The 20789-nt window shown below is 73.3% G+C and carries 17 protein-coding genes; 3 read left to right on the forward strand and 14 right to left on the reverse strand.

Annotation, left to right across the window (positions count from 1 at the left end; genetic code table 11):
- The first annotated feature begins 233 nt into the window (after positions 1-233).
- Complete coding sequence (locus AC067U_RS28270; protein WP_478832599.1) at positions 234-782, forward strand: hypothetical protein; 549 nt, start codon at positions 234-236, stop codon at positions 780-782.
- A 53-nt stretch (positions 783-835) separates the two neighbouring features.
- Here the strand turns inward: AC067U_RS28270 and AC067U_RS28275 are convergent, their stop codons facing one another.
- The 3 genes from AC067U_RS28275 to AC067U_RS28285 form a co-directional block, all read right to left on the reverse strand.
- Complete coding sequence (locus AC067U_RS28275) at positions 836-1453, reverse strand: TetR/AcrR family transcriptional regulator (protein ID WP_478832600.1); 618 nt, start codon at positions 1451-1453, stop codon at positions 836-838.
- Entirely contained in the window at positions 1450-2550 is a 1101-nt protein-coding gene (locus tag AC067U_RS28280) for a saccharopine dehydrogenase family protein (protein WP_478832601.1), read from the reverse strand. The genes AC067U_RS28275 and AC067U_RS28280 overlap by 4 nt, the downstream gene beginning before the upstream one ends.
- A 61-nt stretch (positions 2551-2611) precedes the next feature.
- On the reverse strand, positions 2612-3550 hold the full coding sequence (locus AC067U_RS28285; RefSeq protein ID WP_478832647.1) for a helix-turn-helix domain-containing protein: 939 nt from the start codon (positions 3548-3550) through the stop codon (positions 2612-2614).
- 214 nt (positions 3551-3764) lie between these two features.
- Here AC067U_RS28285 and AC067U_RS28290 point away from each other — a divergent pair, with 214 nt between their 5' ends.
- Complete coding sequence (locus AC067U_RS28290; protein WP_478832602.1) at positions 3765-4160, forward strand: cupin domain-containing protein; 396 nt, start codon at positions 3765-3767, stop codon at positions 4158-4160.
- Between the two features lie 73 nt (positions 4161-4233).
- Here the strand turns inward: AC067U_RS28290 and gatB are convergent, their stop codons facing one another.
- From gatB to AC067U_RS28345, 11 genes are all read right to left on the reverse strand, one after another.
- Entirely contained in the window at positions 4234-5745 is a 1512-nt protein-coding gene (gene gatB / locus AC067U_RS28295) for an Asp-tRNA(Asn)/Glu-tRNA(Gln) amidotransferase subunit GatB (RefSeq protein ID WP_478832603.1), read from the reverse strand.
- A 16-nt stretch (positions 5746-5761) separates the two neighbouring features.
- Entirely contained in the window at positions 5762-6001 is a 240-nt protein-coding gene (locus tag AC067U_RS28300) for a hypothetical protein (RefSeq protein ID WP_478832604.1), read from the reverse strand.
- On the reverse strand, positions 5998-7506 hold the full coding sequence (gatA, locus tag AC067U_RS28305; protein ID WP_478832605.1) for an Asp-tRNA(Asn)/Glu-tRNA(Gln) amidotransferase subunit GatA: 1509 nt from the start codon (positions 7504-7506) through the stop codon (positions 5998-6000). Before gatA ends, AC067U_RS28300 begins: the two co-directional genes overlap by 4 nt.
- A 5-nt stretch (positions 7507-7511) precedes the next feature.
- The gene (gene gatC, locus AC067U_RS28310; RefSeq protein ID WP_365117419.1) at positions 7512-7808 is read right to left on the reverse strand and encodes an Asp-tRNA(Asn)/Glu-tRNA(Gln) amidotransferase subunit GatC; all 297 of its coding nucleotides are present in this window, start codon (positions 7806-7808) and stop codon (positions 7512-7514) included.
- Between the two features lie 464 nt (positions 7809-8272).
- On the reverse strand, positions 8273-10456 hold the full coding sequence (locus AC067U_RS28315) for a putative bifunctional diguanylate cyclase/phosphodiesterase (RefSeq protein WP_478832606.1): 2184 nt from the start codon (positions 10454-10456) through the stop codon (positions 8273-8275).
- Positions 10457-10833: 377 nt separating this feature from the next.
- A complete protein-coding gene (ligA, locus tag AC067U_RS28320) occupies positions 10834-13032 on the reverse strand; it encodes an NAD-dependent DNA ligase LigA (protein WP_478832607.1) in 2199 nt (732 codons plus the stop codon).
- 22 nt (positions 13033-13054) lie between these two features.
- Complete coding sequence (locus AC067U_RS28325; RefSeq protein ID WP_478832608.1) at positions 13055-14050, reverse strand: methionine synthase; 996 nt, start codon at positions 14048-14050, stop codon at positions 13055-13057.
- Positions 14047-14736 carry an SDR family oxidoreductase gene (locus AC067U_RS28330; RefSeq protein ID WP_478832609.1) on the reverse strand — a complete coding sequence of 230 codons (690 nt, stop codon included), beginning with the start codon at positions 14734-14736 and terminating at the stop codon, positions 14047-14049. The genes AC067U_RS28325 and AC067U_RS28330 overlap by 4 nt, the downstream gene beginning before the upstream one ends.
- 67 nt (positions 14737-14803) lie before the next feature.
- Entirely contained in the window at positions 14804-15148 is a 345-nt protein-coding gene (locus AC067U_RS28335; protein WP_478832610.1) for a DUF1330 domain-containing protein, read from the reverse strand.
- Positions 15149-15247: 99 nt separating this feature from the next.
- The gene (locus AC067U_RS28340; RefSeq protein ID WP_478832611.1) at positions 15248-18553 is read right to left on the reverse strand and encodes a S8 family peptidase; all 3306 of its coding nucleotides are present in this window, start codon (positions 18551-18553) and stop codon (positions 15248-15250) included.
- Positions 18554-18716: 163 nt separating this feature from the next.
- Positions 18717-19730, reverse strand: coding sequence for a GlxA family transcriptional regulator (locus tag AC067U_RS28345; RefSeq protein ID WP_478832612.1), 1014 nt, complete (start codon positions 19728-19730; stop codon positions 18717-18719).
- A 127-nt stretch (positions 19731-19857) separates the two neighbouring features.
- Between AC067U_RS28345 and AC067U_RS28350 the strand changes: the two genes are divergently transcribed.
- Positions 19858-20784, forward strand: a complete 927-nt coding sequence (locus AC067U_RS28350; protein WP_478832613.1) for an NADP-dependent oxidoreductase — start codon at positions 19858-19860, stop codon at positions 20782-20784.
- The last annotated feature ends 5 nt before the right edge of the window (positions 20785-20789 follow it).

Here is a 20789-nt window from a genome sequence, read left to right on the forward strand (position 1 = left end):
CTCGGGACGGCTCGAACGGGAGTGGGGACGCCGTGACGTACGAACACGGGACATCCTCGGCGGCCCCCAGTGACCGGCCGTTGCCGACACGCGCGCTGGTCCGGGAGTCCGGGCGCGCCCGGCAGCTCCTGACCGCCGGGGAGTGGCGTCCTGCCGCCCGCGACGCCGCGGCCGCGGCCAGGGTCCTGGCTCGCCTTTCCGCCCCGCTTCCGGCCCGGCGGGCCCCTTCGCGGATGTCGGCCACGGACCGGGACCGGCGGCTGCAGCGCGTTCTGCGCGCGGCCATCCACCACCTCGACGCGGGCACCGTGAGCCCGCCGGCGGCCGCCCTGCTGGCCGCGCTCGCCCGTGCCTTCCTGCCGTGGCACGGGTTTCCGTCCCCGCCGGCCGCAGCGGCGGCCCCGCGCTACGGGTCCGCGCCTACGGCGGCGGACGGTGGCGCGGGGGTGCCGCCGACCGAGGCGGGCGAGGCTCTCCTCCCCGGTCTGATCTCTCTGTTCACGCTGCTGGCCGCGGAGGCTCCGCCCGGAGCCGTCCCGGTCACGCCGCCGGCCGAGCCCTGGCAGGTCCGGTACGCGGGCCGTTTCCGCCACTACGACAGGCCCGCTCCTGACGTGTGGTCGGCCAGGACCGTGCTCTGCCCGCGGTGCGGGGAGGCGGACGGCCCGTGGACGGTGACCTGCGACTGGCGTGTCATCGCGCTGGGCTGCCCGTGCGGGGTGGTCAGCCGGGACCACGGCCTCGCCTTCTCCGAGGTCTGGCTCCTCCTGGCGGACGGGTGACCCGCCGAGGGTGCCGGGCCGTCCGGTGACCGCGGCCTTCGACCTGACGACTGCTACGCACTCTCACCGGCCGCCCCGTGCCCCCGGTCACCCCCCTCCAGCAGTCCGAGCAGCACCCCGCGGAGCCGGGTCTCGGTGGGGGCGGTGGGGTGGCCCGCGATGCCGGAGCGGAACAGGGCCGCGCCCTCCATCAGCATCAGGAAGACCTCGGCGCGGGTGCGCGCCTCCTCCGGGGCGGTGTCCGGGGCGTGGTGGCCGATGAAGGCCGCCACCTGCTCGGCGTAGGCGGCGTAGAAGGCGGTGACGGCGGCCGCGGCGTCGGGGTCGTGCGCGGCCATCGCCCAGACCTCGGTGAACAGCCGGACCAGGGCCGGGTCGTCGTGGTCCGCAAGGACGCTCTCCAGCGCGGCCCCGAGTGCCGCCCCGTCCGCCTCGACTGCCGCCAGGCCGGCGATCCGTGCCAGGGAGTCGGCCAGGATGCGTTCGAGCAGGGCGGCCAGCAGCTCCGTGCGGGACGGGAAGTAGTACTGGAGGTGGCCGAGGCGGACCCCGGCCGCGTCCGCCACCGCCCGCATGGTGAGTTCGGCTCCGCCCGAAGTGGCCAGGATGTGCCGGGCCGCGTCCAGCAGGGCCGTACGCCGCTGCTCGCCCTTGGGGGTCCCGGCGGTCACGCGGCGGCTCGGGCCGAGGTCCGGTCGATCTCCACGCGGACCCCGTGCTCCGCCAGGGCGTCGAGCGCGCGGGCCGGGTCCGGGTGCTGCTCGGGGAAGGCCACGCCGCCGTCCGGGGCGGGCGACCCGTCGAGGCCCAGCACCCGCTGCAGCCCGAGGAGCGCGCCGAGCGCGGTGAGCCGGCTCTGGCCGTGCGGGTCCGTGACGGTGGCGGTGCGGGTGGTGCCGCGGTACGTCACGTCCACGCGGAAGCCGGCGGTGCCGCCCTCGCCCGGGGAGTGCAGCAGGGCGCGGCGTACGGAGGTCCAGCGTTCGCCGCCGGCCCAGCGGAAGAACCCGGTGCCGCCGAGGGCGAGCAGGGCGCGGGTGGCGCCGCCCGAGCTGAAGCCGATCCGGGTGGCGGCGGTGGCCGCGCCGAGGGTCAGCGGCAGGGTGAACTGCTCGGGGGTGTCGATCCGGGCCACCTTGACCGCCTCGTCGCCGATGCGGACGGTACGGACGTCGCTGAGCGGGGCGGCGAGGCGGCGGCGGCCGCCTTCGACCACCTCGAACCGCACGCCGAGCCGGTCCATGAACTCCACCGAGTCCGCGCCGGCGCGGTCGGCCGTGTCCCAGCGCGCGGAGGTCTCGACCCGGTCGGCACCGCCGAGTTCGGCGGCCAGGGCGGCCGCGGCGAGGCTGCTGACGCCGCCCATCCAGGCGGAGGAGAGCAGCACCGGGGCGGTGGGCCGGAGCAGCGCGGCCACGGTGACGGCCCGCTGCAGCCGGGCCGTCCACCGGGTGATGTCCACGTACGGCACGCCGGCGGTGACGGCGGCGCGGAGCACCCGGTCGTCGGGGTCGTTGACCGAGCCGATGACGGCGCGGACCGCCGCGGAGAAGGGCGCGGGGTCGGCGAGGTCCCAGGCGCGCACCTCGCCGCCGAGCATGGCGGCGAGCGCCTTGCCGCGCTCCGGCGAGCGGCCGGTGAGGAGTACGGGGGCCGCGGGGGCGACGAGCCGGGCGATCTCGGTGCCCACGGTGCCGTAGCCGCCGGTGATCAGCACGGGGCCCTCGGGGTGGTGCCGGAGCCGGTCGGTGATCTGGTGATCAGTCATGAAGCATGACTTTAGGTCTTCCGACCTAAAAATGAGGTGAGGCCGGGCGTCAGCCGGTCCTTCAGCCGGCCCCCGCTCCGAACCGGCGCCGGTAGGCCGACGGAGTGATGCCGGTCTGGCGGCGCATCAGCGTGCGCAGGTTGGCGGCGGTGCCCAGCCCACTCCGCCGGGCGACCACTTCCAGGCGGGACTCGCCCCGCTCGATCAGCCGGCACGCCAGGGCGAGCCGTTCCCCCGTGAGCCACGCCAGCGGGGTCGTTCCCAGTTGTGCCCGGAAGCGGCGGTGCAGGGTCGCCGGACTGACCGCCGCCCGCGCCGCGAGGTCCGGGACCGTGAGGACGGAGTCCAGCCGCTCCTGGGCCCAGGCGAGGAGGGGTGCCAGGGACTCGTCCGGCTGGTCGGGGACGGGGCGCTCCACGAACTGCCGCTGTCCGCCGTCCCGGTGCGCCGCGAAGACCAGGCGCCGACTCACCGAGTTGGCGACCTCGGCGCCGTGGTCGCGGCGGACCACGTGCAGCCCGAGGTCCAGCGCGGCCGCGCTCCCCGCGGCGGTGAGGATGTCGCCGTCGTCCACGAAGAGCACGTCCGCTTCGAGGCGGACCGAAGGGAAGCGGGCCCGGAAGGAATCCGCCCATTGCCAGTGCGCGGTGGCCCGGCGCCCGTCCAGGACTCCGGCCTCGGCCAGGGTGAAGGCGCCGCTGCAGAAGCCGATCAGGCGCGCGCCGCGGGCGTGGGCCCGCCGGACGGCGTCGAGCACGGCGGGGCGGCGGGGCACGTCGGTGTCGGGGCGGTTGGGGACGATCAGGGTGTCCGCCGTATCGGCCGCCTCCAGGCCGAGGACTCCGGTGAGCGTGAAGAATCCGTCCCTCATCCGGGTGCCGGGCTCGGGCGAGCAGAGCGCGAAGTCGTAGAGCTCGCGGCCGATCTCCGGCCTGCGCAGACCGAACACCTCGGTCGCGCAGCCCAGTTCGAAGGGGTTCGAGTTCTCGTCCACGATCACGACCACCCGGTGCGTGCCGGACGTGCGCCGCGGGTCCGGGGATTCGTCCGGGTTCAGGAATTCGTGCGGGTTCGGGGGTTCGTGCGGGTGCGGGGGTTCGTGCGGGTGCGGGGGTTCGTGCGGGTGCGGGGGTTCGTGCGGGTGCGAGGATTCTTTCGGCATGTGCGATTCCTAGCACTCACGCGGGCCGTCCGGAACGGCTCAGGATGGGCCCATGACCAACCAGCCCGTCTCCCTTCCCGAGGCCCTGGCCTCCTTCGACGCCCTGTGGAGCCCCCGCATCGTCGAGCGCGTCAACGACTACGACGTCCGCATCGCCAAGGTCGGGGGTGAGCACGTCTGGCACGCGCACGACGACACCGACGAGTTCTTCCTCGTGCTCGACGGGGAGCTGCACATCGCGCTCCGCGAGCCGGGCGGCGAACGCACCGTACGGCTCCCCCGGGGCACGGCCTTCACCGTCCCCCGGGGCACGGAGCACAAGCCGTCCGCCCCGTCCGGCGCGTCGATCCTGCTGTTCGAGCCGACCGGGACGCTGACCGTCGGCGACCGCCACGACGAGGTCCCCGGCCATGTGGACGTGACCACCGGGCACGCCCTCACCGGCTGAGCCCGCGAAAAAGCCGGCGCGGCCGGTCGTGGGAAACGACCGGCCGCGCCGGCTCGGCAGCACCGGAAGGGGATCAGCCCTCGGTGACGCCCAGGCGCTCCAGGATGAGCTCCTTCACGCGGGCGGCGTCCGCCTGGCCGCGGGTGGCCTTCATGACCGCGCCGACCAGCGCGCCCACCGCCGCGACCTTGCCGCCGCGGATCTTGTCCGCGATGGCCGCGTTGCCGGCGATGGCCTCGTCCACGGCCGTGCCCAGCGCGCCCTCGTCCGAGACGACCTTCAGGCCGCGCTTCTCGACGACCTCGTCCGGGGTGCCCTCGCCGGCGAGGACGCCCTCCAGGACCTGGCGGGCCAGCTTGTCGTTGAGCGAGCCGTCGGCGACCAGCGCCGCCACCCGGGCCACCTCGGCCGGGGTGATCGGCAGCTCGTCGACGCCGACGCCCTGCTCGTTGGCGTTGCGGGCCAGCTCGCCCATCCACCACTTGCGCGCGGCGACCGAGTCGGCGCCCGCCTCGATGGTGGCGACGATGGAGTCCACGGCGCCCGCGTTGAGCATCGACTGCATGTCGAACTCGCTGACGCCCCAGTCCTCGCGGAGCCGGTTGCGGCGCACCCGCGGCATCTCGGGCAGGCCGGCCCGCAGCTCCTCGACCCAGGCAGGGGCCGGGGCGACGGGGACCAGGTCGGGCTCCGGGAAGTACCGGTAGTCCTCGGCGTTGTCCTTGATGCGGCCGGAGGTGGTGGAGCCGTCGTCCTCGTGGAAGTGACGGGTCTCCTGCACGATCGTGCCGCCGGACTGGAGCACGGCCGCGTGGCGCTGGATCTCGAAGCGCGCCGCGCGCTCGACCGACCGGAGCGAGTTGACGTTCTTGGTCTCGCTGCGGGTGCCGAAGGTCTTGGTGCCGTGCGGGCGCAGCGACAGGTTCACGTCGCAGCGCATCTGGCCCTTGTCCATACGGGCCTCGGAGACGCCGAGGGCCTTGATGACCTCGCGCAGCTCGGCCACGTACGCCTTGGCGACCTCGGGGGCCCGGTCGCCCGCGCCCTCGATGGGCTTGGTGACGATCTCGATCAGCGGGATGCCGGCCCGGTTGTAGTCGAGCAGGGAGTGGGACGCGCCGTGGATACGGCCGGTGGCGCCGCCGACGTGGGTCGACTTGCCGGTGTCCTCCTCCATGTGGGCGCGCTCGATCTCCACGCGGAAGACCTCGCCGTCCTCCAGCTGGACGTCCAGGTAGCCGTTGAAGGCGATCGGCTCGTCGTACTGGGAGGTCTGGAAGTTCTTCGGCATGTCCGGATAGAAGTAGTTCTTCCGGGCGAAGCGGCACCACTGCGCGATCTCGCAGTTCAGCGCGAGGCCGATCTTGATGGCGGACTCGACGCCGATCGCGTTGACGACCGGGAGCGCGCCGGGCAGGCCCAGGCAGACCGGGCAGGTCTGCGAGTTGGGCTCGGCGCCCAGCTCGGTCGAGCAACCGCAGAACATCTTGGTCTTCGTGCCGAGCTCGACATGGACCTCCAGGCCCATGACGGGGTCGTACGACGCGAGCGCCGCCTCGTACGACAGCAGTTCAGTGACAGTCACGTTGGAACTTTCCCTCTCAGCCCAGCAGGACGTCGTCGTCGCCGAGGCGCTTCAGCTCGCGGTACAGGATCGCGAGGCCGGTGACGATGGCGGCGGCGGACACAACGGCGTCGACCAGCTGCAGCGTGTCGTGCTCGGTGCGGGCCCTGCGGGCCTGCTTGATCACGCTGATGGCGCCGAACGCGGTGGTGCCGATCGACAGGTAGGTGCCGGACTTCGACTTCTTGAAGCCCTTGGCCTTGGACAGTGCACTCACAGGGACGGAGCCTCCTCCAGCAGCGGGTGGCCCCAGCGCTCGGTGAAGGCGGCCTCGACGGCGGCACCGACCTTGTACAGGCGGTCGTCCTTCATCGCCGGGGCGATGATCTGCAGCCCGACCGGGAGACCGTCCTCCGGCGCCAGGCCGCAGGGAAGCGACATGGCGGCGTTGCCGGCCAGGTTGGTCGGGATGGTGCACAGGTCCGCGAGGTACATCGCCATCGGGTCGTCGGCGCGCTCGCCGATCGGGAAGGCGGTGGTCGGGGTCGTCGGGGAGACGATCACGTCGACCTTCTCGAAGGACTTCTCGAAGTCCTGGGAGATGAGGGTGCGGACCTTCTGGGCGGAGCCGTAGTACGCGTCGTAGTAGCCGGAGCTCAGCGCGTACGTGCCCAGGATGATGCGGCGCTTGACCTCGGGGCCGAAGCCGGCCTCGCGGGTCAGGGCGGTGACGTCCTCGGCGGAGCGGGTGCCGTCGTCGCCGGTGCGCAGGCCGTAGCGCAGGCCGTCGAAGCGCGCCAGGTTGGAGGAGCACTCGGACGGGGCGATCAGGTAGTACGCGGCCAGCGCCAGGTCGAAGGACGGGCAGTCCAGCTCGACGATCTCGGCGCCCAGCTCCCTGAGGAGCTCCACGGACTCGTCGAACCGCTGCAGCACACCGGCCTGGTAGCCCTCGCCGCGGAACTGCTTGACCACGCCGACGCGCATGCCGGCGACCGAGCCGTTGCGGGCGGCCTCGACGACCGGCGGGACCGGGGCGTCGATGGAGGTGGAGTCCATCGGGTCGTGGCCGGCGATGACCTCGTGCAGCAGGGCCGCGTCCAGGACCGTGCGGGCACAGGGGCCGCCCTGGTCGAGGGAGGAGGAGAAGGCCACCATGCCGTAGCGGGAGACCGAGCCGTAGGTGGGCTTCACGCCGACGGTGGCGGTGACGGCGGCGGGCTGGCGGATGGAACCGCCGGTGTCCGTGCCGATCGCGAGGGGCGCCTGGAAGGCGGCCAGCGCGGCCGCGGAGCCGCCGCCGGAGCCGCCGGGGATGCGGGTCAGGTCCCACGGGTTGCCGGTGGGGCCGTAGGCGCTGTTCTCGGTGGAGGACCCCATGGCGAACTCGTCCATGTTGGTCTTGCCGAGGATGACGACGTCGGCGTCCTTGAGGCGCTTGGTCAGCGTGGCGTCGTACGGCGGGAGCCAGCCTTCGAGCATCTTCGAACCGACGGTGGTGGGTACGCCGACCGTGGTGAAGATGTCCTTGAGCGCGAGCGGTACGCCGGCCAGCGGGCCGAGCTCCTCGCCGGCGGCGCGCTTGGCGTCGACGGCGCGGGCCTGGGCGAGGGCGCCCTCGCGGTCGACGTGGAGGAAGGCGTTGACCTTCTCGTCGACGGCGTCGATCCGGGCCAGGTGGGCCTCGGTGACCTCGACGGCCGTCAGCTCGCCGGAGGCGATCTTGGCGGCGGTCTCGGCGGCGGTGAGCTTGATGATGCTCGTGTGGCTGTTGTCGCTCATGTTGATTAGTCCTCCCCCAGGATCTGCGGCACCTTGAAACGCTGCTGCTCCTGGGCGGGGGCTCCGGAGAGCGCCTGCTCGGGGGTGAGCGACGGTCGGACCTCGTCCGTGCGCATGACGTTGGTCAGCGGCAGCGGGTGGGAGGTCGGCGGGACGTCTTGGTCGGCCACCTCGGCGACGCGGGCGACCGCGCCGATGATGGTGTCGAGCTGTCCGGCGAAGTGGTCGAGCTCGCCTTCGGCCAGTTCCAGACGTGCCAGCCGAGCGAGGTGGGCGACCTCCTCGCGCGTGATGCCAGGCATGCAGCGATCCTCTGGGGTGAGTGTGTAGTTTCGGCCCCAATCCTATGGGGCCGGGGCCCCTGGCCACGAAACGGTTAGCCCTTGGCGGGCCGGGCCCGCCGCTGCGCGGGGCCATTCCCCACCCCGCCCCTTTCCCGAAACCGGGGCCTGCGGCCCCGGACCCCGCCCGTGGGGCTGCGCCCCACACCCCCTCGGGGCTCCGCCCCGGACCCCGGCGGCGGCTCCGGCCGCGGCCCGTCAGGGGCGCGGGGAACTGCGCGACCAGCCCCCACCGGCCCGCAGGCCGGGGTCCGGGGCGGCGGCCCCGGTTTCGGGAAAGGGCGGGGAGGGGCAACGGCTCCGCGCAGCGGACACGGGTCCGGGCGGAGCTCGGGGCACGGGCCGGGGCAGGGGCCGGGCCCCGCCGGGGCCGGGCAGGGGCCGGGGCCCTCCGGGGGCCGGGGCCCTCCGGGGGCCGGGGCCCGTTAGGGAGCCGGGGTGTCGGTGAGCTCCGCGGTGATGTCGGCCGGGCGGCGCCAGCCGCGTTCGCCTCGGGCGAGGAGCCAGGCGGTGGCCTCCTGCGGGGGCATCGCGGCGGCGACCAGCCAGCCCTGGACCGCGTCGCAGCCCAGGTCGCGCAGGCGCTCCCAGGTCTCGTCGTCCTCCACGCCTTCGGCGACCACGAGCAGGCCCAGGGAGTGGGCCAGGTCGACCGTGCAGCGGACGATCTCCGCGTCCTGGGCGTCGACCGCCAGCCGGGCGACGAAGGAGCGGTCGATCTTCAGTTCGCTGACCGGGAGGCGGCGCAGGTGGACGAGCGAGGAGTAGCCGGTGCCGAAGTCGTCCAGGGACATCTTCACGCCGTGGCCGGTGAGGCCGGCCATGGTGTCGGCGGCCCGCTGCGGGTCCTCCAGCAGGACGTGTTCCGTTATTTCGAGCTGGAGGGCGCCCGCGGGGACGCCGTGGCGGGCGAGGCGGGCGGCGACGGCTCCGGCGAAGCCGGGGGTGTGGACGTCGCGCGGGGAGACGTTCACCGCGACGGGGACCTTCAGGCCCTGGGCGCGCCAGCGTGCGACCTGGGCCAGCGCGGTCTCCAGGACGTACTCGGTGAGGTGCGGCATGAGGCCGGAGGTCTCGGCGATCGAGATGAACTCGTCCGGGGGGACCCTGCCGCGCTCCGGGTGGACCCAGCGGACCAGCGCCTCCAGACCGGCCACGTGGCCGTCGAATCGCACCTTGGGCTGGTAGTGGAGTTCCACCTCGCCGGTGTCCAGGGCGCGGCGGAGGTCGCCGAGCAGGCCGAGGCGGTCGGGGGTGTTGCTGTCCCGCTTCGATTCGTAGACCTCGACGCCGGTACGGTCCCGCTTCGCCTGGTACATGGCCACGTCGGCGCGCCGCAGCAGCCCCTCCGCGTCGAGCGCGTGGTCGGGGAAGACGGCGAGGCCGGCGCTGGCCTCCAGGACCAGGGTGAGACCGTCGAGGTCGAGGGGGGAGCTGAGCTCGGCCACCAGGTGGCGGGCGACCCGCTGGGCGCTGGTGGTGGAGTCGGTGGCGGGGAGGAGCACGGCGAACTCGTCGCCGCCGAGGCGGGCCGCCTCCGCCTCCCGGGGGAGGGCCTGCCGGAGCCGTTCGGAGATCTGGAGGAGGAGGCGGTCCCCCGCCAGATGGCCCAGCGTGTCGTTGACCGCGCGGAACCGGTCCAGGTCGATCAGCACAAGAGCTGACCGCGTGCCCAAACGTTCAGCCTCATCCAGCGCGGACCAGGTGCGCTCCAGCAGCCACTGCCGGTTGGGCAGTCCGGTCAGCGGGTCCCGCAGCTGTTCCTCGGCCCGCGCCCGGGCGATCCACAGGGTGGAGTCGAGGGCGATCAGCGGGATGGAGAACAGCGGCAGCAGCACCGGCTGGGTCACCGCGACCACGCAGATCAGCGGGGCGATGCCGAGCAGGGCGACGGCCACGAGGGCCTGCCGGAGCAGGGCCGTCCGGGCGATCGTGGGCAGTCCGCCACCGCGCGGGGCCACCGCGAACCACAGCAGCAGCCGGGTCACCAGCAGGTAGGCGATGGCAGCCAGGGCCACCTCGGGAACGGCCTGCAGCCCCCAGTCCTCGGGCCCCCAGGGGGATTCCACGCTCGGGGTCTCGCCGAAGACGGCGAGGACGAGCGCCCCCGCCCCGATGCCGAGGACGTCGACGGACGCGTGCAGCAGCCCTTGGCGCCAGCGCTGCCGACGGGCCGCGCCGACCAGGCCGGCCACGGCGAGGGAGACCAGTCCGGCGGGGACCCAGCCGTAGAGGATGAGCACGCCCAGGGTGAGGGCCGCGCCGGAGCCGGTGCCGCCCCACCACCGGTCGCGTCCCATGGCCACCAGGTGGCCGACGAGGATGCCGGCGAGCACGGCGAGCGCCCAGCCCGCGCTGCCCCCGGGGAACAGGGACTGACGGTCGGTCAGGATCCCCGCGATGCCGGTGACGAGCAGCGCGGCGGCCAGGCCGACGACGGCGAGCGGCAGCGCGGCGCGGCGCCCGGGCAGTGCGGTGACCGCGCCGGTGTCCAGCGGGTGGGCGTCCGGTGTCCTGGACACCGGAACGCCGAGGCGGCCCGCCCGCGCGGACGGGAGCTCCCCGCCGCCGAAATCAGGTGACGGGTCGGCGCTTTCGGTGGATTTCATGCCCGTCCCTCTCACAGCCGGCGATGCCGATGCCACGCGATGGCCCCGTTGTCATGCCATCACGGCTGGATTCGCACCACGCAGCCGTGCACGACAGACGCACCCCTCAACAGTAGGACGCAGGAGGCTCCCAGGGGCAGCGGTCGGCGGCGGTTGCCCTTATGCGACCCAGCCATCCTCATCAGTACGGTATCCGCCGAACGGGTGAGATTGGACCAGGACCCCCTTGTCACCCGTCCGATGATCCGACAGCTCACCGGCCTGTGACCAGCCCTCAACCAGCCGTTTGCGACCCGGATGTGCGCCCGGCGTGCACCCGCCCGTACGGCCGCACGCCACGCATCCGTTCGCCGTCGCCGCTCCCCGGTTCTTCCCTCTTACTCCGCCGCGGGCGAGTCGTCCACGGGAAGGGCCGCCGCCCGGGCCGCCTCCGGGCCGTCCGTCAGCAGCACCTCGAAGCCGGCGTCGTCGAGCACCGGCAGCTTCAGCTGCACGGCCTTGTCGTACTTCGAGCCCGGGTTCTCGCCGACCACGACGAAGGAGGTCTTCTTCGAGACCGAGCCGGTCACCTTCGCGCCGCGGCTCTGCAGGGCCTCCTTGGCGCCGTCCCGGGTGTGGTTCTGCAGCGTGCCGGTGACGACCACGGTGAGGCCCTCCAGCGGGCGCGGGCCCTCCTCCTCGCCGGTGGCCTCCTCCTCCATCCGCACGCCGGCGGCCCGCCACTTGCGCAGGATCTCCTGGTGCCAGTCGACGGCGAACCATTCCTTGAGGGAGGCGGCGATGATCGCGCCGACCCCCTCGGTCGCCGTCAGTTCCTCCTCGGTGGCCTGTTCGATGCGCTCGATCGACCGGAATTCGCGGGCGAGGGCCTCCGAGGCGACCGGGCCGACGTGCCGGATGGACAGGCCGTTGATGATGCGGGCGAGCGGGCTCTCCTTGGCGGCGGCGATGTTCTCCAGCATGGCCAGGGCGTTCTTCTTCGGCTCGCCCTTCTGGTTGGCGAAGACCGTGACGATCTTCTCCGCGCCCGTCTTCGGGTCCCGCTTGGGCAGACCGCTGTCCTGGTCGAGGACGTACGCCTTGATGGGCAGCAGCTGCTCGATGGTGAGGTCGAAGAGGTCGCCCTCGTCGAGCAGCGGCGGCTGCGCCGGCTCCAGCGGCCCGGTGAGCGCGGCGGCCGCGACCATGCCGAAGTTCTCGATGTCCAGGCACTGGCGGCCGGCCAGGTAGGAGAGACGCTCGCGCAACTGGGCCGGGCAGGTCTGCCCGTTGGGGCACCGGACGTCGATGTCCCCCTCCTTCATCGGCCGCAGCTCCGTACCGCACTCGGGGCAGACCGCCGGCATCACGAATTCCCGCTCGGTGCCGTCCCGCAGGTCCACCACCGGGCCGAGGATCTCGGGGATGACGTCACCGGCCTTGCGCAGCACCACCGTGTCCCCGATGAGCACGCCCTTGGCCTTCACCACGTCCTGGTTGTGCAGGGTGGCGAACTCCACCTCGGAGCCGGCCACCGTCACCGGCTCCACCTGCGCGTAGGGGGTGACCCGGCCGGTGCGGCCGACGCCCACCTTGATGTCGATCAGCTTGGTGTTGACCTCCTCCGGCGCGTACTTCCAGGCGATCGCCCAGCGCGGGGCGCGCGCCGTGGAGCCCAGCCGGCCCTGCAGCGGGATCTCGTCCAGCTTGACGACCACGCCGTCGATCTCGTGCTCGACCGAGTGCCGGTTCTCACCGAAGTGCTCGATGAACGCGCGGACTTCCGCGAGGCTGCCCACGACCCTGTTGTGCCGGGCGGTGGGCAGACCCCATTCGTGCAGCAGTGCGTACGCCTCGGAGAGCCGGCCGATGTCGAAACCCTCGCGGGCGCCGAGGCCGTGCACCACCATGTGCAGCGGTCGGGTGGCGGTGACCTTGGGGTCCTTCTGGCGCAGGGAACCGGCGGCGGCGTTGCGCGGGTTGGCGAAGGGCTTGTCCCCGGCCTCGACCAGCCGGGCGTTGAGCTCCTCGAACTTCTCCATCGGGAAGAAGACCTCGCCGCGGATCTCGACCAGCGCCGGGATCCGGTCACCCCTGAGCCGGTCCGGGATGTCCGCGATCGTGCGCACGTTCGGGGTGATGTCCTCGCCGGTGCGGCCGTCGCCGCGGGTGGCGGCCCGGGTGAGCCTGCCGTTCTCGTAGGTGAGGTTGACGGCGAGGCCGTCCACCTTGAGCTCGCACAGGTAGTGGAACGCCGAGGCGCCCACGTCCCGGACGACCCGGTCGGCCCAGGCCGAGAGCTCCTCCTCGTCGAAGGCGTTGTCGAGGGACATCATGCGCTCGCGGTGCTCGACGGAGGCGAAGTCCGTCTCGTACGACCCGGCCACCTTCTGGGTGGGCGAATCGGGCGTGCGCAGCTCCGGGTACTGCTCCTCCAGTGCCTCCAGGGAACGCAGCAGCTTGTCGAACTCGGCGTCGCTGACGACCGGCTGGTCCTTCACGTAGTACCGGAAGCGGTGCTCCTCGACCTGCTCGGCCAGCAGCTGGTGCTGCTCGCGCACCTCCGCCGGTACCGTCTCCTGCTGTTCGGCTGCCATGCCGTGTCCTCCCGTGGGTCCGTCACTCAGGGTTGTCGGCGAGCGACCTCGCCGCCCTGACGCAGTGGGCCAGAGCCGCACGGGCGTAGGCGGGCGAGGCGCCCGCCAGGCCGCACGAGGGGGTGACCACCACGGACTCGGCGAGAGTCCCCGGGGACAGCCCCAGCCTGCGCCAAAGCTTCCTGACACCCATGACGCTACCGGCAGGGTCCGACAACGCGGCGTCGGTACCCGGCACCACTCCGGTGAAGAGTTTCAGGCCGGCCTCGACCGACTCGCCGATGGCGTCGTCCTCGCGCTCGGTGAGCAGCGAGAAATCGAACGACACCCCCGTCGCACCGGCCCGCCGCAGCAGTGCGAAGGGCACCTCGGGCGCGCAGGAGTGGACGGTCACGTCCCCGTCGTGGACGGCGAACAGGTCGCGCAGCGCGCCCTCGACCACCTGCCGGTCCACGGCCCGGTAGGTGCGGTAGCCGCTCGCCGTCCGCACCCGTCCCTGCAGCACGGCGGTGAGCGAGGGCTCGTCGAACTGCAGCACGACCTCGGCGCCGGGCACCCGCTTGCGCACCTCGGCGAGGTGGTTGCGGAGTCCTTCGGCCAGGGATCCGGCGAGGTCCCGGCAGGCGCCCGCGTCCTGCAGCAGTGCCTCGCCGCCGCGCAGCTCCAGGGCGGCGGCCAGCGTCCACGGACCGACGGCCTGCACCTTCAGCCGTCCCTCGTAGCCCTGGGTGAACTCCTCGATGGCGTCGAGGTCCTCGCCGAGCCAGGACCGGGCCCGCCGGGTGTCCCGGCCGGGCCGGTCGCTGATCCGCCAGCCGCTGGGCTCGACGTGCGCGTAGAAGTCGACGAGCAGGCCGAGGGAGCGGCCGATCATGTCGGCGCCGGGACCCCGGGCGGGCAGCTCCGGCAGGTACACGAAGTCCTCGAAGGTCCCGGTGACCGTCTTGGCGGCCTCCCGGGCGTCCCCGCCGGGCATCGAGCCGACACCGGTGGCGTTCACCGCGCGCATCCGGCTCATCGCCCCGGCCGTACGGAGAGGTCGTTGACCTCGGCGTCGCGCGGCAGGTCGACGGCCATGACGATGGTGGTGGCCACGGACTCGGGGTCGATCCACGCCTCCGGGTCGTACTCCTTGCCCTCCTGGGAGTGCACCTTGGCCTGCATCGGGGTGGCGGTACGGCCCGGGTAGACGGAGGTGACGCGCACCCCGTTCCTCTTCTCCTCGCCGCGCAGCGAGTCGGCGAGGGCCTTCAGCCCGTGCTTGGAGGCGGCGTACGCGCTCCAGTCGGGGTGGGCGGCGAGGCCGGCCCCGGAGTTCACGAAGACGACCTGGCCCTGGCCGGCGCGCAGCGAGGGCAGCAGCAGGCGGGTGATCTCGGCGGGGGCGATCAGGTTCACGTTGAGCTGCTGGTGCCAGGTCTTGGGGCGCAGCTCGCCGACCGGCCCGAGGTCCACGATGCCGGCGATGTGCAGCAGGGAGTCGAGCCGGTCGGGGAGCGCCTGGTGGGAGAAGGCCCAGGAGATCCGGTCGGGGTCGGCGAGGTCGGCGACCAGCGCCCGCGATCCCGGGTAGCGGGCCGTGAGCTCCTTGCCGCGGGCGGCGTCGCGGGCCAGCAGGATGAGCTCGTCGCCGCGGGCGTGCAGGCGGGCGGCGACGGCGGCGCCGATGCCGGAGCCGGCGCCGGTGATCAGGTGAGTAGCCATGGGCCCATGCTCGCACTCCGCCGCCCCCGCCCGGTGCGCCGCGGTCCGGACGCCGTCCGGCCGCTCCCTACAGGCCCGCGGACTCGCGGAGCGCGGCGGCGGTCTTCGTGGCGTCGTAGCCCGGCGGGACGCCGTCGAGCAGGAGGATCTCGCCCTCTATGTGGCGGGTGCGGAGCGGGATGATGGCCTGGTAGGCGTCGGAGGCGTACCAGGCGCGGGCCGTGTCGATGTCGGGGAAGGCGATGACGACGACCTGGGAGGTGAAGGTGCCCTCCAGGACTTCGGCCTGGGTGCCGTGTACGAGGAACCGGCCGCCGAAGGGGTCCATGGTGGTCTGGATCTCCTCGATGTAGCGGAGGACGTCCTCGTTCATGGTCTCGGGGCGGATGAGGCCCATCGCGTATGCGGTCATGGGTCGATCATGCCCGGGCACGACCCCGGAGGCGATTACCTCCGGGGTCATGCCGGGACGACTGCGCTTCGGTGGTTCTCCGGTGGTCCGTTCCTCGCGTCAGCCGGTGAAGTACGCCCGGATGACGGTGACTTCGGACTTGTTGCCGCCGGTGTCGACGACGGTGCCGCGCAGTGAGACGTGGCTGCCCTTCGCCGGGTTCTTCACCTGCACCGCGCCGCCCTGCACGGGCAGGGTCTGCCAGGTGTACCCGTCGTCGTAGGAGACGGACACCGTCAGGGACTTGAGCGCCTTTCCGGCCGCCGCGCCCTGCACGGTGACGGGGACGCGGACCGTGCGGCCCGCCGGTGAGGTGCCGGTCAGGGACAGGTCGGGGGTGAACCCGACCACCGAGGCCGGGACCGCGGCCGGCTTGTCCGCCGGGGTGCTCGCGGAGCGGAACCACCAGGTGGCGGTCACCTTGGACGAGAGACGGGAGACCGAGGCGGGCCGGGTGGTCTCGGTGACCAGCTTGTACGAGGCGTCACCGGCGGGCACCCGGAAGGGGTCCGTGGCGCGCAGTTCCGTGTCGCTGCGCCCGGCCTGGACTCCGTTGCGGTAGAGCACGGTCTTCCCCTTGGCGAGGAGGTCGGCGCCGTTGTGGCCCGAGCCGTCCGCGAGCAGGGGCAGGGTGCCCCACAGCTCGTCGCCCTTGCGGAAGAGGCCGAGGCCGGCCGCGGTGTCCACGCGCGGGCCGAACACGCCGGTGTTGTAGCGCTCGCGGTACTTCTTCCCGGCCTGGAACGCCTTCGGCGGGTCGGTGACGTAGATCGTCTCGTCGAGCGGGAAGCCGTTCTCGTCGACGCCGGAGGACTGTACGGCGGCCAGGTCCCACTTCACCCCGTCAGCCGTCGACAGGTGGAGCTTCACCGTGCCGGGGGCGGGCCGCGGGCGGGAGACGCCGGTGGCGCTGGTCTGCCCGGGCAGCATTCCGTAGGCGGTCACGCTGCTCTGCTTGCCGGGGACGGAGGCGCCCGACTCCACCGAGACCTCGGCCAGCTCGGACGCCTTCAGGTGCCGGGTGTATCCGTTGGCGAAACGCTTCACCTTGGTGCCCAGGGCAACGTGGTACTCCTCGGCCTCGCCGTCCGCCCAGTGCGCGTCCCACTGCTGGAAGAACTCGGTGTCCGGAGCCGCCTCGGGCCCCTGGTGCCCGGTGCGCAGGCCGGCGTACGACTCCAGCCACCAGCCGAAGCCGTACTCCTGGCCGCCGGCGCGCGCGTAGATGCTCGGCGCCGCGAAGGTGGAGACGGCGGTGCGCGAGGGCACCCGGATGTCGACCGGCTTGGCACCGCGCGCGTCGACGGTCACGGTGGTGTCCTTGGTGACGTCCAGGCGGGGCTGGGCGATCCAGTCGACGCCCTTGGAGACGTCGTCCGGGTCGGTGAAGACGGCCGCGTTGATCAGGTAGCCGCCCCTGGGCACGCGGACGGTTTCGGATCCGGACTCGGGAAAGCGGGAGAACCGCTTGCCGGCCGCCACGCCCGTCAGGCCCTGCACGGCCGTGCTGAAGGACGCGGCGGGCTTGCCGTCCCGCCCGAGGTGCTTGACCGTCAGGTTGTAGGACTCGACCTCGCGTTCGGCGGCGACGGCCGTGCGGACCGCCTGCCCGCCGGGCCCGGTCGCCACGGCGTACGCCGTGTAGGTGCCGTCGGCGGAGCCGAGCCGGGTGTTCAGGGTGAGCCCCGCGGAGGCGGTGCCGCCCGCGGGGACGGTCAGCCTGGCCTTGTCGAAGGCCAGGAACCCGGCCGGGGCGGGCTTGCCGTCGGGGCCGGTGGCGGTGACGGCGAGGTCCAGGGTGACCGGGGCGGTGCCCAGGTTGCGGTAGGTGACCTGCTTCCGCTCGGGGGTGTCGTCGTTGTGCGGCCACGGCTGCCCGGCGAAGGCGAGCGAGACCGGCTCGGCGACCACGGACTGGCCGAGCGCCCGGTCCACGGCGATCCGGCCGCTGCCCTGCTGGAAGACCCCGTACGGGCCCGGCTTGGTGGAAGCCGTCAGGACGCCCTTGAGCGCGGCGCCGTTCCATGCGGGGTGCTGTTGTTTGAGGAGGGCGGCGGCACCGGCCGCGTGCGGGGCGGCCATCGAGGTGCCGGAGATGCTGAGGTAGCCCTCCGGGTTCTGGCCGACCTCGCGCTCGATGAGGCTGCCGGGTGCGGCGGCCGCGGTGGTGTCCACGCCGGGGGCGGTGACGTCCGGTTTGATCGCGCCGTCGCCGGTGCGCGGTCCGAGGCTGGAGAAGTCGGCGAGGGCGTCCTTGTCGTCGACGGCACCGACCGTGAGGGCGGCGTCCGCGCTGCCCGGGGAGCCGATGCTGCCGGGGCCGGCCCAGCCCTCGTTGCCGGCCGAGATGGCGAAGAGGACGCCCTTGTCGGCGGAGAGCTTGTTGACGGCCGCTTCGAGCGGGTCGATCTCGGGGCCGTCGTACCCGCCGAGGCTGAGGTTGACGACCTGGGCGCCCTGGGCGACGGCCCACTCCATGCCGGCGAGGATGCCGGAGTCGCCGCCGGAGCCGTTGTCGTCGAGGACCTTGCCGCTGAGCAGCTTGGCCCCGGGGGCCACGCCCTTGAGCTTCCCGCCCGACTTGGCGCCCGTACCGGCCGCGATGGAGGCGACGTGGGTGCCGTGGCCGACGCGGTCCTTGGCGTCGGCGGAGTCCGAGAAGTTCTGCTCGGCGACGACCTTGCCGCCGGCCAGGTCGGGGTGGGTGGAGTCGACGCCGGTGTCGAGGACGGCGATGGTGACGCCCTTGCCGTCGTAGCCGGCGGCCCAGGCCTTGTCGGCGCCGATCTGCCGGGTGCTCTTGTCCAGGTTCGCCGTGCGGATGCCGTCCAGCCAGACGGTGGCGATGCCCGGGGCGGCCGTGCGCGCGGCGCCGGCGGGCCGGTCGGTGAGGGCCTCCCAGAGGGCGGCGGCCCGGTCGGGCGCGGCACTGACCGCCTCGGCGCCCAGGAAGGCGTACGTACGGTCCACCTTGAGGCCGGCCGCGGAACGCAGGGCCGATTTGGCCGCGGGGGCGGAACCGCCCTCGTAGCGGACGATCACCTGGAGCCGGTCGCCGCGGGCCTTGCGGTACTCGGCGCGGCTGAGCTCGGTGATGTCGAAGAGGCGGGGGTCGAGACGGCCCGCGTCGATCAGTCGCCGGGCGTCCACCGGGACCACGCTGGTACGGCCGCGGACCCGCTGGACCGAGACGGGTATCTTCTCCCGGCCCTTGGCGGGCCGGAAGCCGGCGAGCCGGCCTTGGGCGTCGACGGTGACGCGGTCCCCGGTGATCAGGGTCAGGTGCGTGAGGCCCGGCCGGGCGGACTGCTGCTGTTCGGCACCGAACGGCCCGGGTGAGGGTGCGGCCGTGGCGGGTGTGGTCATGCCCGCCCCGAGGGCTATGGCGGCGGTGACCGCTAACGCGGCCGCCCCTTTCCGCCGATTGCGAGGTGTGCGCACGTCAATTCCCCCTGGGATTGAGGTGGTCGCCCGCCGAGCGGATCTCGCTCCGCGGAGCCCACAGTGTTACCCGGGAATTGACGCGTGATCAACCATGCGTCGCAATAAGGTCATTGGGGCTGAAGGTGCGGCGGTAGGCCGCCGGGGAGACCCCGAATGCCGTCCGCATGTGCGCACGCAGGGAGTTCGCGGAACCGAAGCCGGCCCGGTGCGCGACCAGATCGATGGGCAGGTCCGTGGTCTCCAGCAACTGCTTGGCGAGTTCGAGGCGTTGGGCGGTGAGCCACTGCACCGGGGTCATGCCGACCTCGTCACGGAACCGCCGGGTGAAGGAGCGCAGGCTCATCCGGGCGTGCTCGGCGAGCTGCGTGAGGGACAGCGGCTCGCCCAGGTGCTCCAGGGCCCAGGCCCGGGTGGCGGTGGTGGTGGCGATGGTGGGTTCGGGGACCGGGCGGTCGATGTACTGCGCCTGCCCGCCGTCCCGCCACGGCGGTACGACGCACATCCGGGCGGCCCGGTTGGCGACGGCCGCGCCGTGGTCGCGGCGGATCATGTGGAGGCACAGGTCGACGCCGGCGGCCACGCCCGCGGAGGTCAGGACGTCCCCGTCGTCGACGAAGAGGACGTCCTCGTCGACCTTGACCTCGGGGTAGGCGCGGCGGAACTCCGGGGCCAGGTTCCAGTGGGTGGTGGCCGGCCGGCCGTCGAGCAGTCCGGCCGCGGCGAGCACGTAGGACCCGGTGCAGATGGAGACCAGCCGGGTGCCGGGGCGGATGCCGGCGATGGCCGCGGTGACCTCGGGGGGCAGCGGGCCGCCCCGGCCCAGCTCGGGCATGGCGTGGGTGGGCGGGAGGATCACGGTGTCGGCGGCGGCCAGGGCCTCGGGGCCGGCCGCGGGCTGCACGGTGAAACCGGCGTCGCTGAGCACCGGGGCGCCGTCGGCGGTGCAGACGGTGACCTCGTACAGCGGGCGGCCCTCGGCGTCCACGGCGCTGCCGAAGACCCGGGAGGGGATGCCGAGCTCGAAGGGGGGCACCCCGGGCAGGGCGAGCACCGCGATCCGGTGCGGCCGGTCCGGCGTCTCCTGCGACATTTCACCCATGGCCAGATCCTGTCACACACTGGCCAAACGGCCAACACCATGGCGGGGCGGCCTGCCGGATCGTTGACTGCGTCGCCGGGAAACACCCGGTGCGGAACCGAAAACGGAACGGAACGAGGCGGTCAACATGCGTGCAGTGGTCGTGGAGCAGTGGGGCGGACCCGAGACCCTCGTCGAGCGCGAGGTCGAGCGCCCGGAGCCCGGCCTGAACGAGGTCCTGGTGCGGGTGCACGCGGCCGGTGTGAACCCGGTGGACTGGAAGGTCCGCGCGAGCGGCGCCCTCATCGCGTGGGGCGAGGTGCCGGCGGTCGGCTGGGACGTCTCCGGCACGGTGGAGACCGTTGGACCGGGTGTGAGCGCCTTCCGGCCGGGTGACGAGGTCTACGGGATGCCGCTGTTCCCGCGCCAGGCGGGCGGCTACGCCGAGTACGTGGTGGCCCCGGCCCGGCACCTCGCCCCGAAGCCGGCCGGCCTGACCCACGTGGAGGCGGCGGCGCTGCCGCTGGCCGCGCTCACCGCCTGGCAGGCCCTGGTGGACGCGGCGGACGTACGGCCCGGCGAGCGGGTGCTGGTGCACGCGGCGGCCGGCGGCGTCGGCCACTTCGCGGTCCAGATCGCCAAGGCCCGCGGCGCGTACGTGATCGGCACGGCCAGCGCCGCCAAGCACGACGTGGTCCGGGAGCTGGGCGCCGACGAGGTGGTCGACTACCGCGAGGTGCGCTTCGAGGAGGTCGTCTCCGACGTGGACGTGGTGCTGGACGGCCTCGGCGGGGAGACCGCCGAGCGCTCCCTGAAGGTGCTCCGGCCCGGCGGCCGGCTGATCACCCTGCCCGGCCCGGACGACGTCCCCGCCGCGACGCCGGAGGGCGTGCGGGCGCAGTGGGTCCTGGTCGAGCCGGACCACCTGGGTCTGCGCGAGATCGCCGCCCTGGTGGAGCGCGGCGCGCTGAAGCCGGTCGTCGACACCGTCCTGCCCCTGGCCGAGGCCGCCAAGGCCCACGAGATCGGCGAGCGCGGCCGCACCACCGGCAAGATCGTCCTGTCCGTCGTCTGACGGGC

Source organism: Streptomyces sp. NPDC043853 (assembly GCF_056436025.1).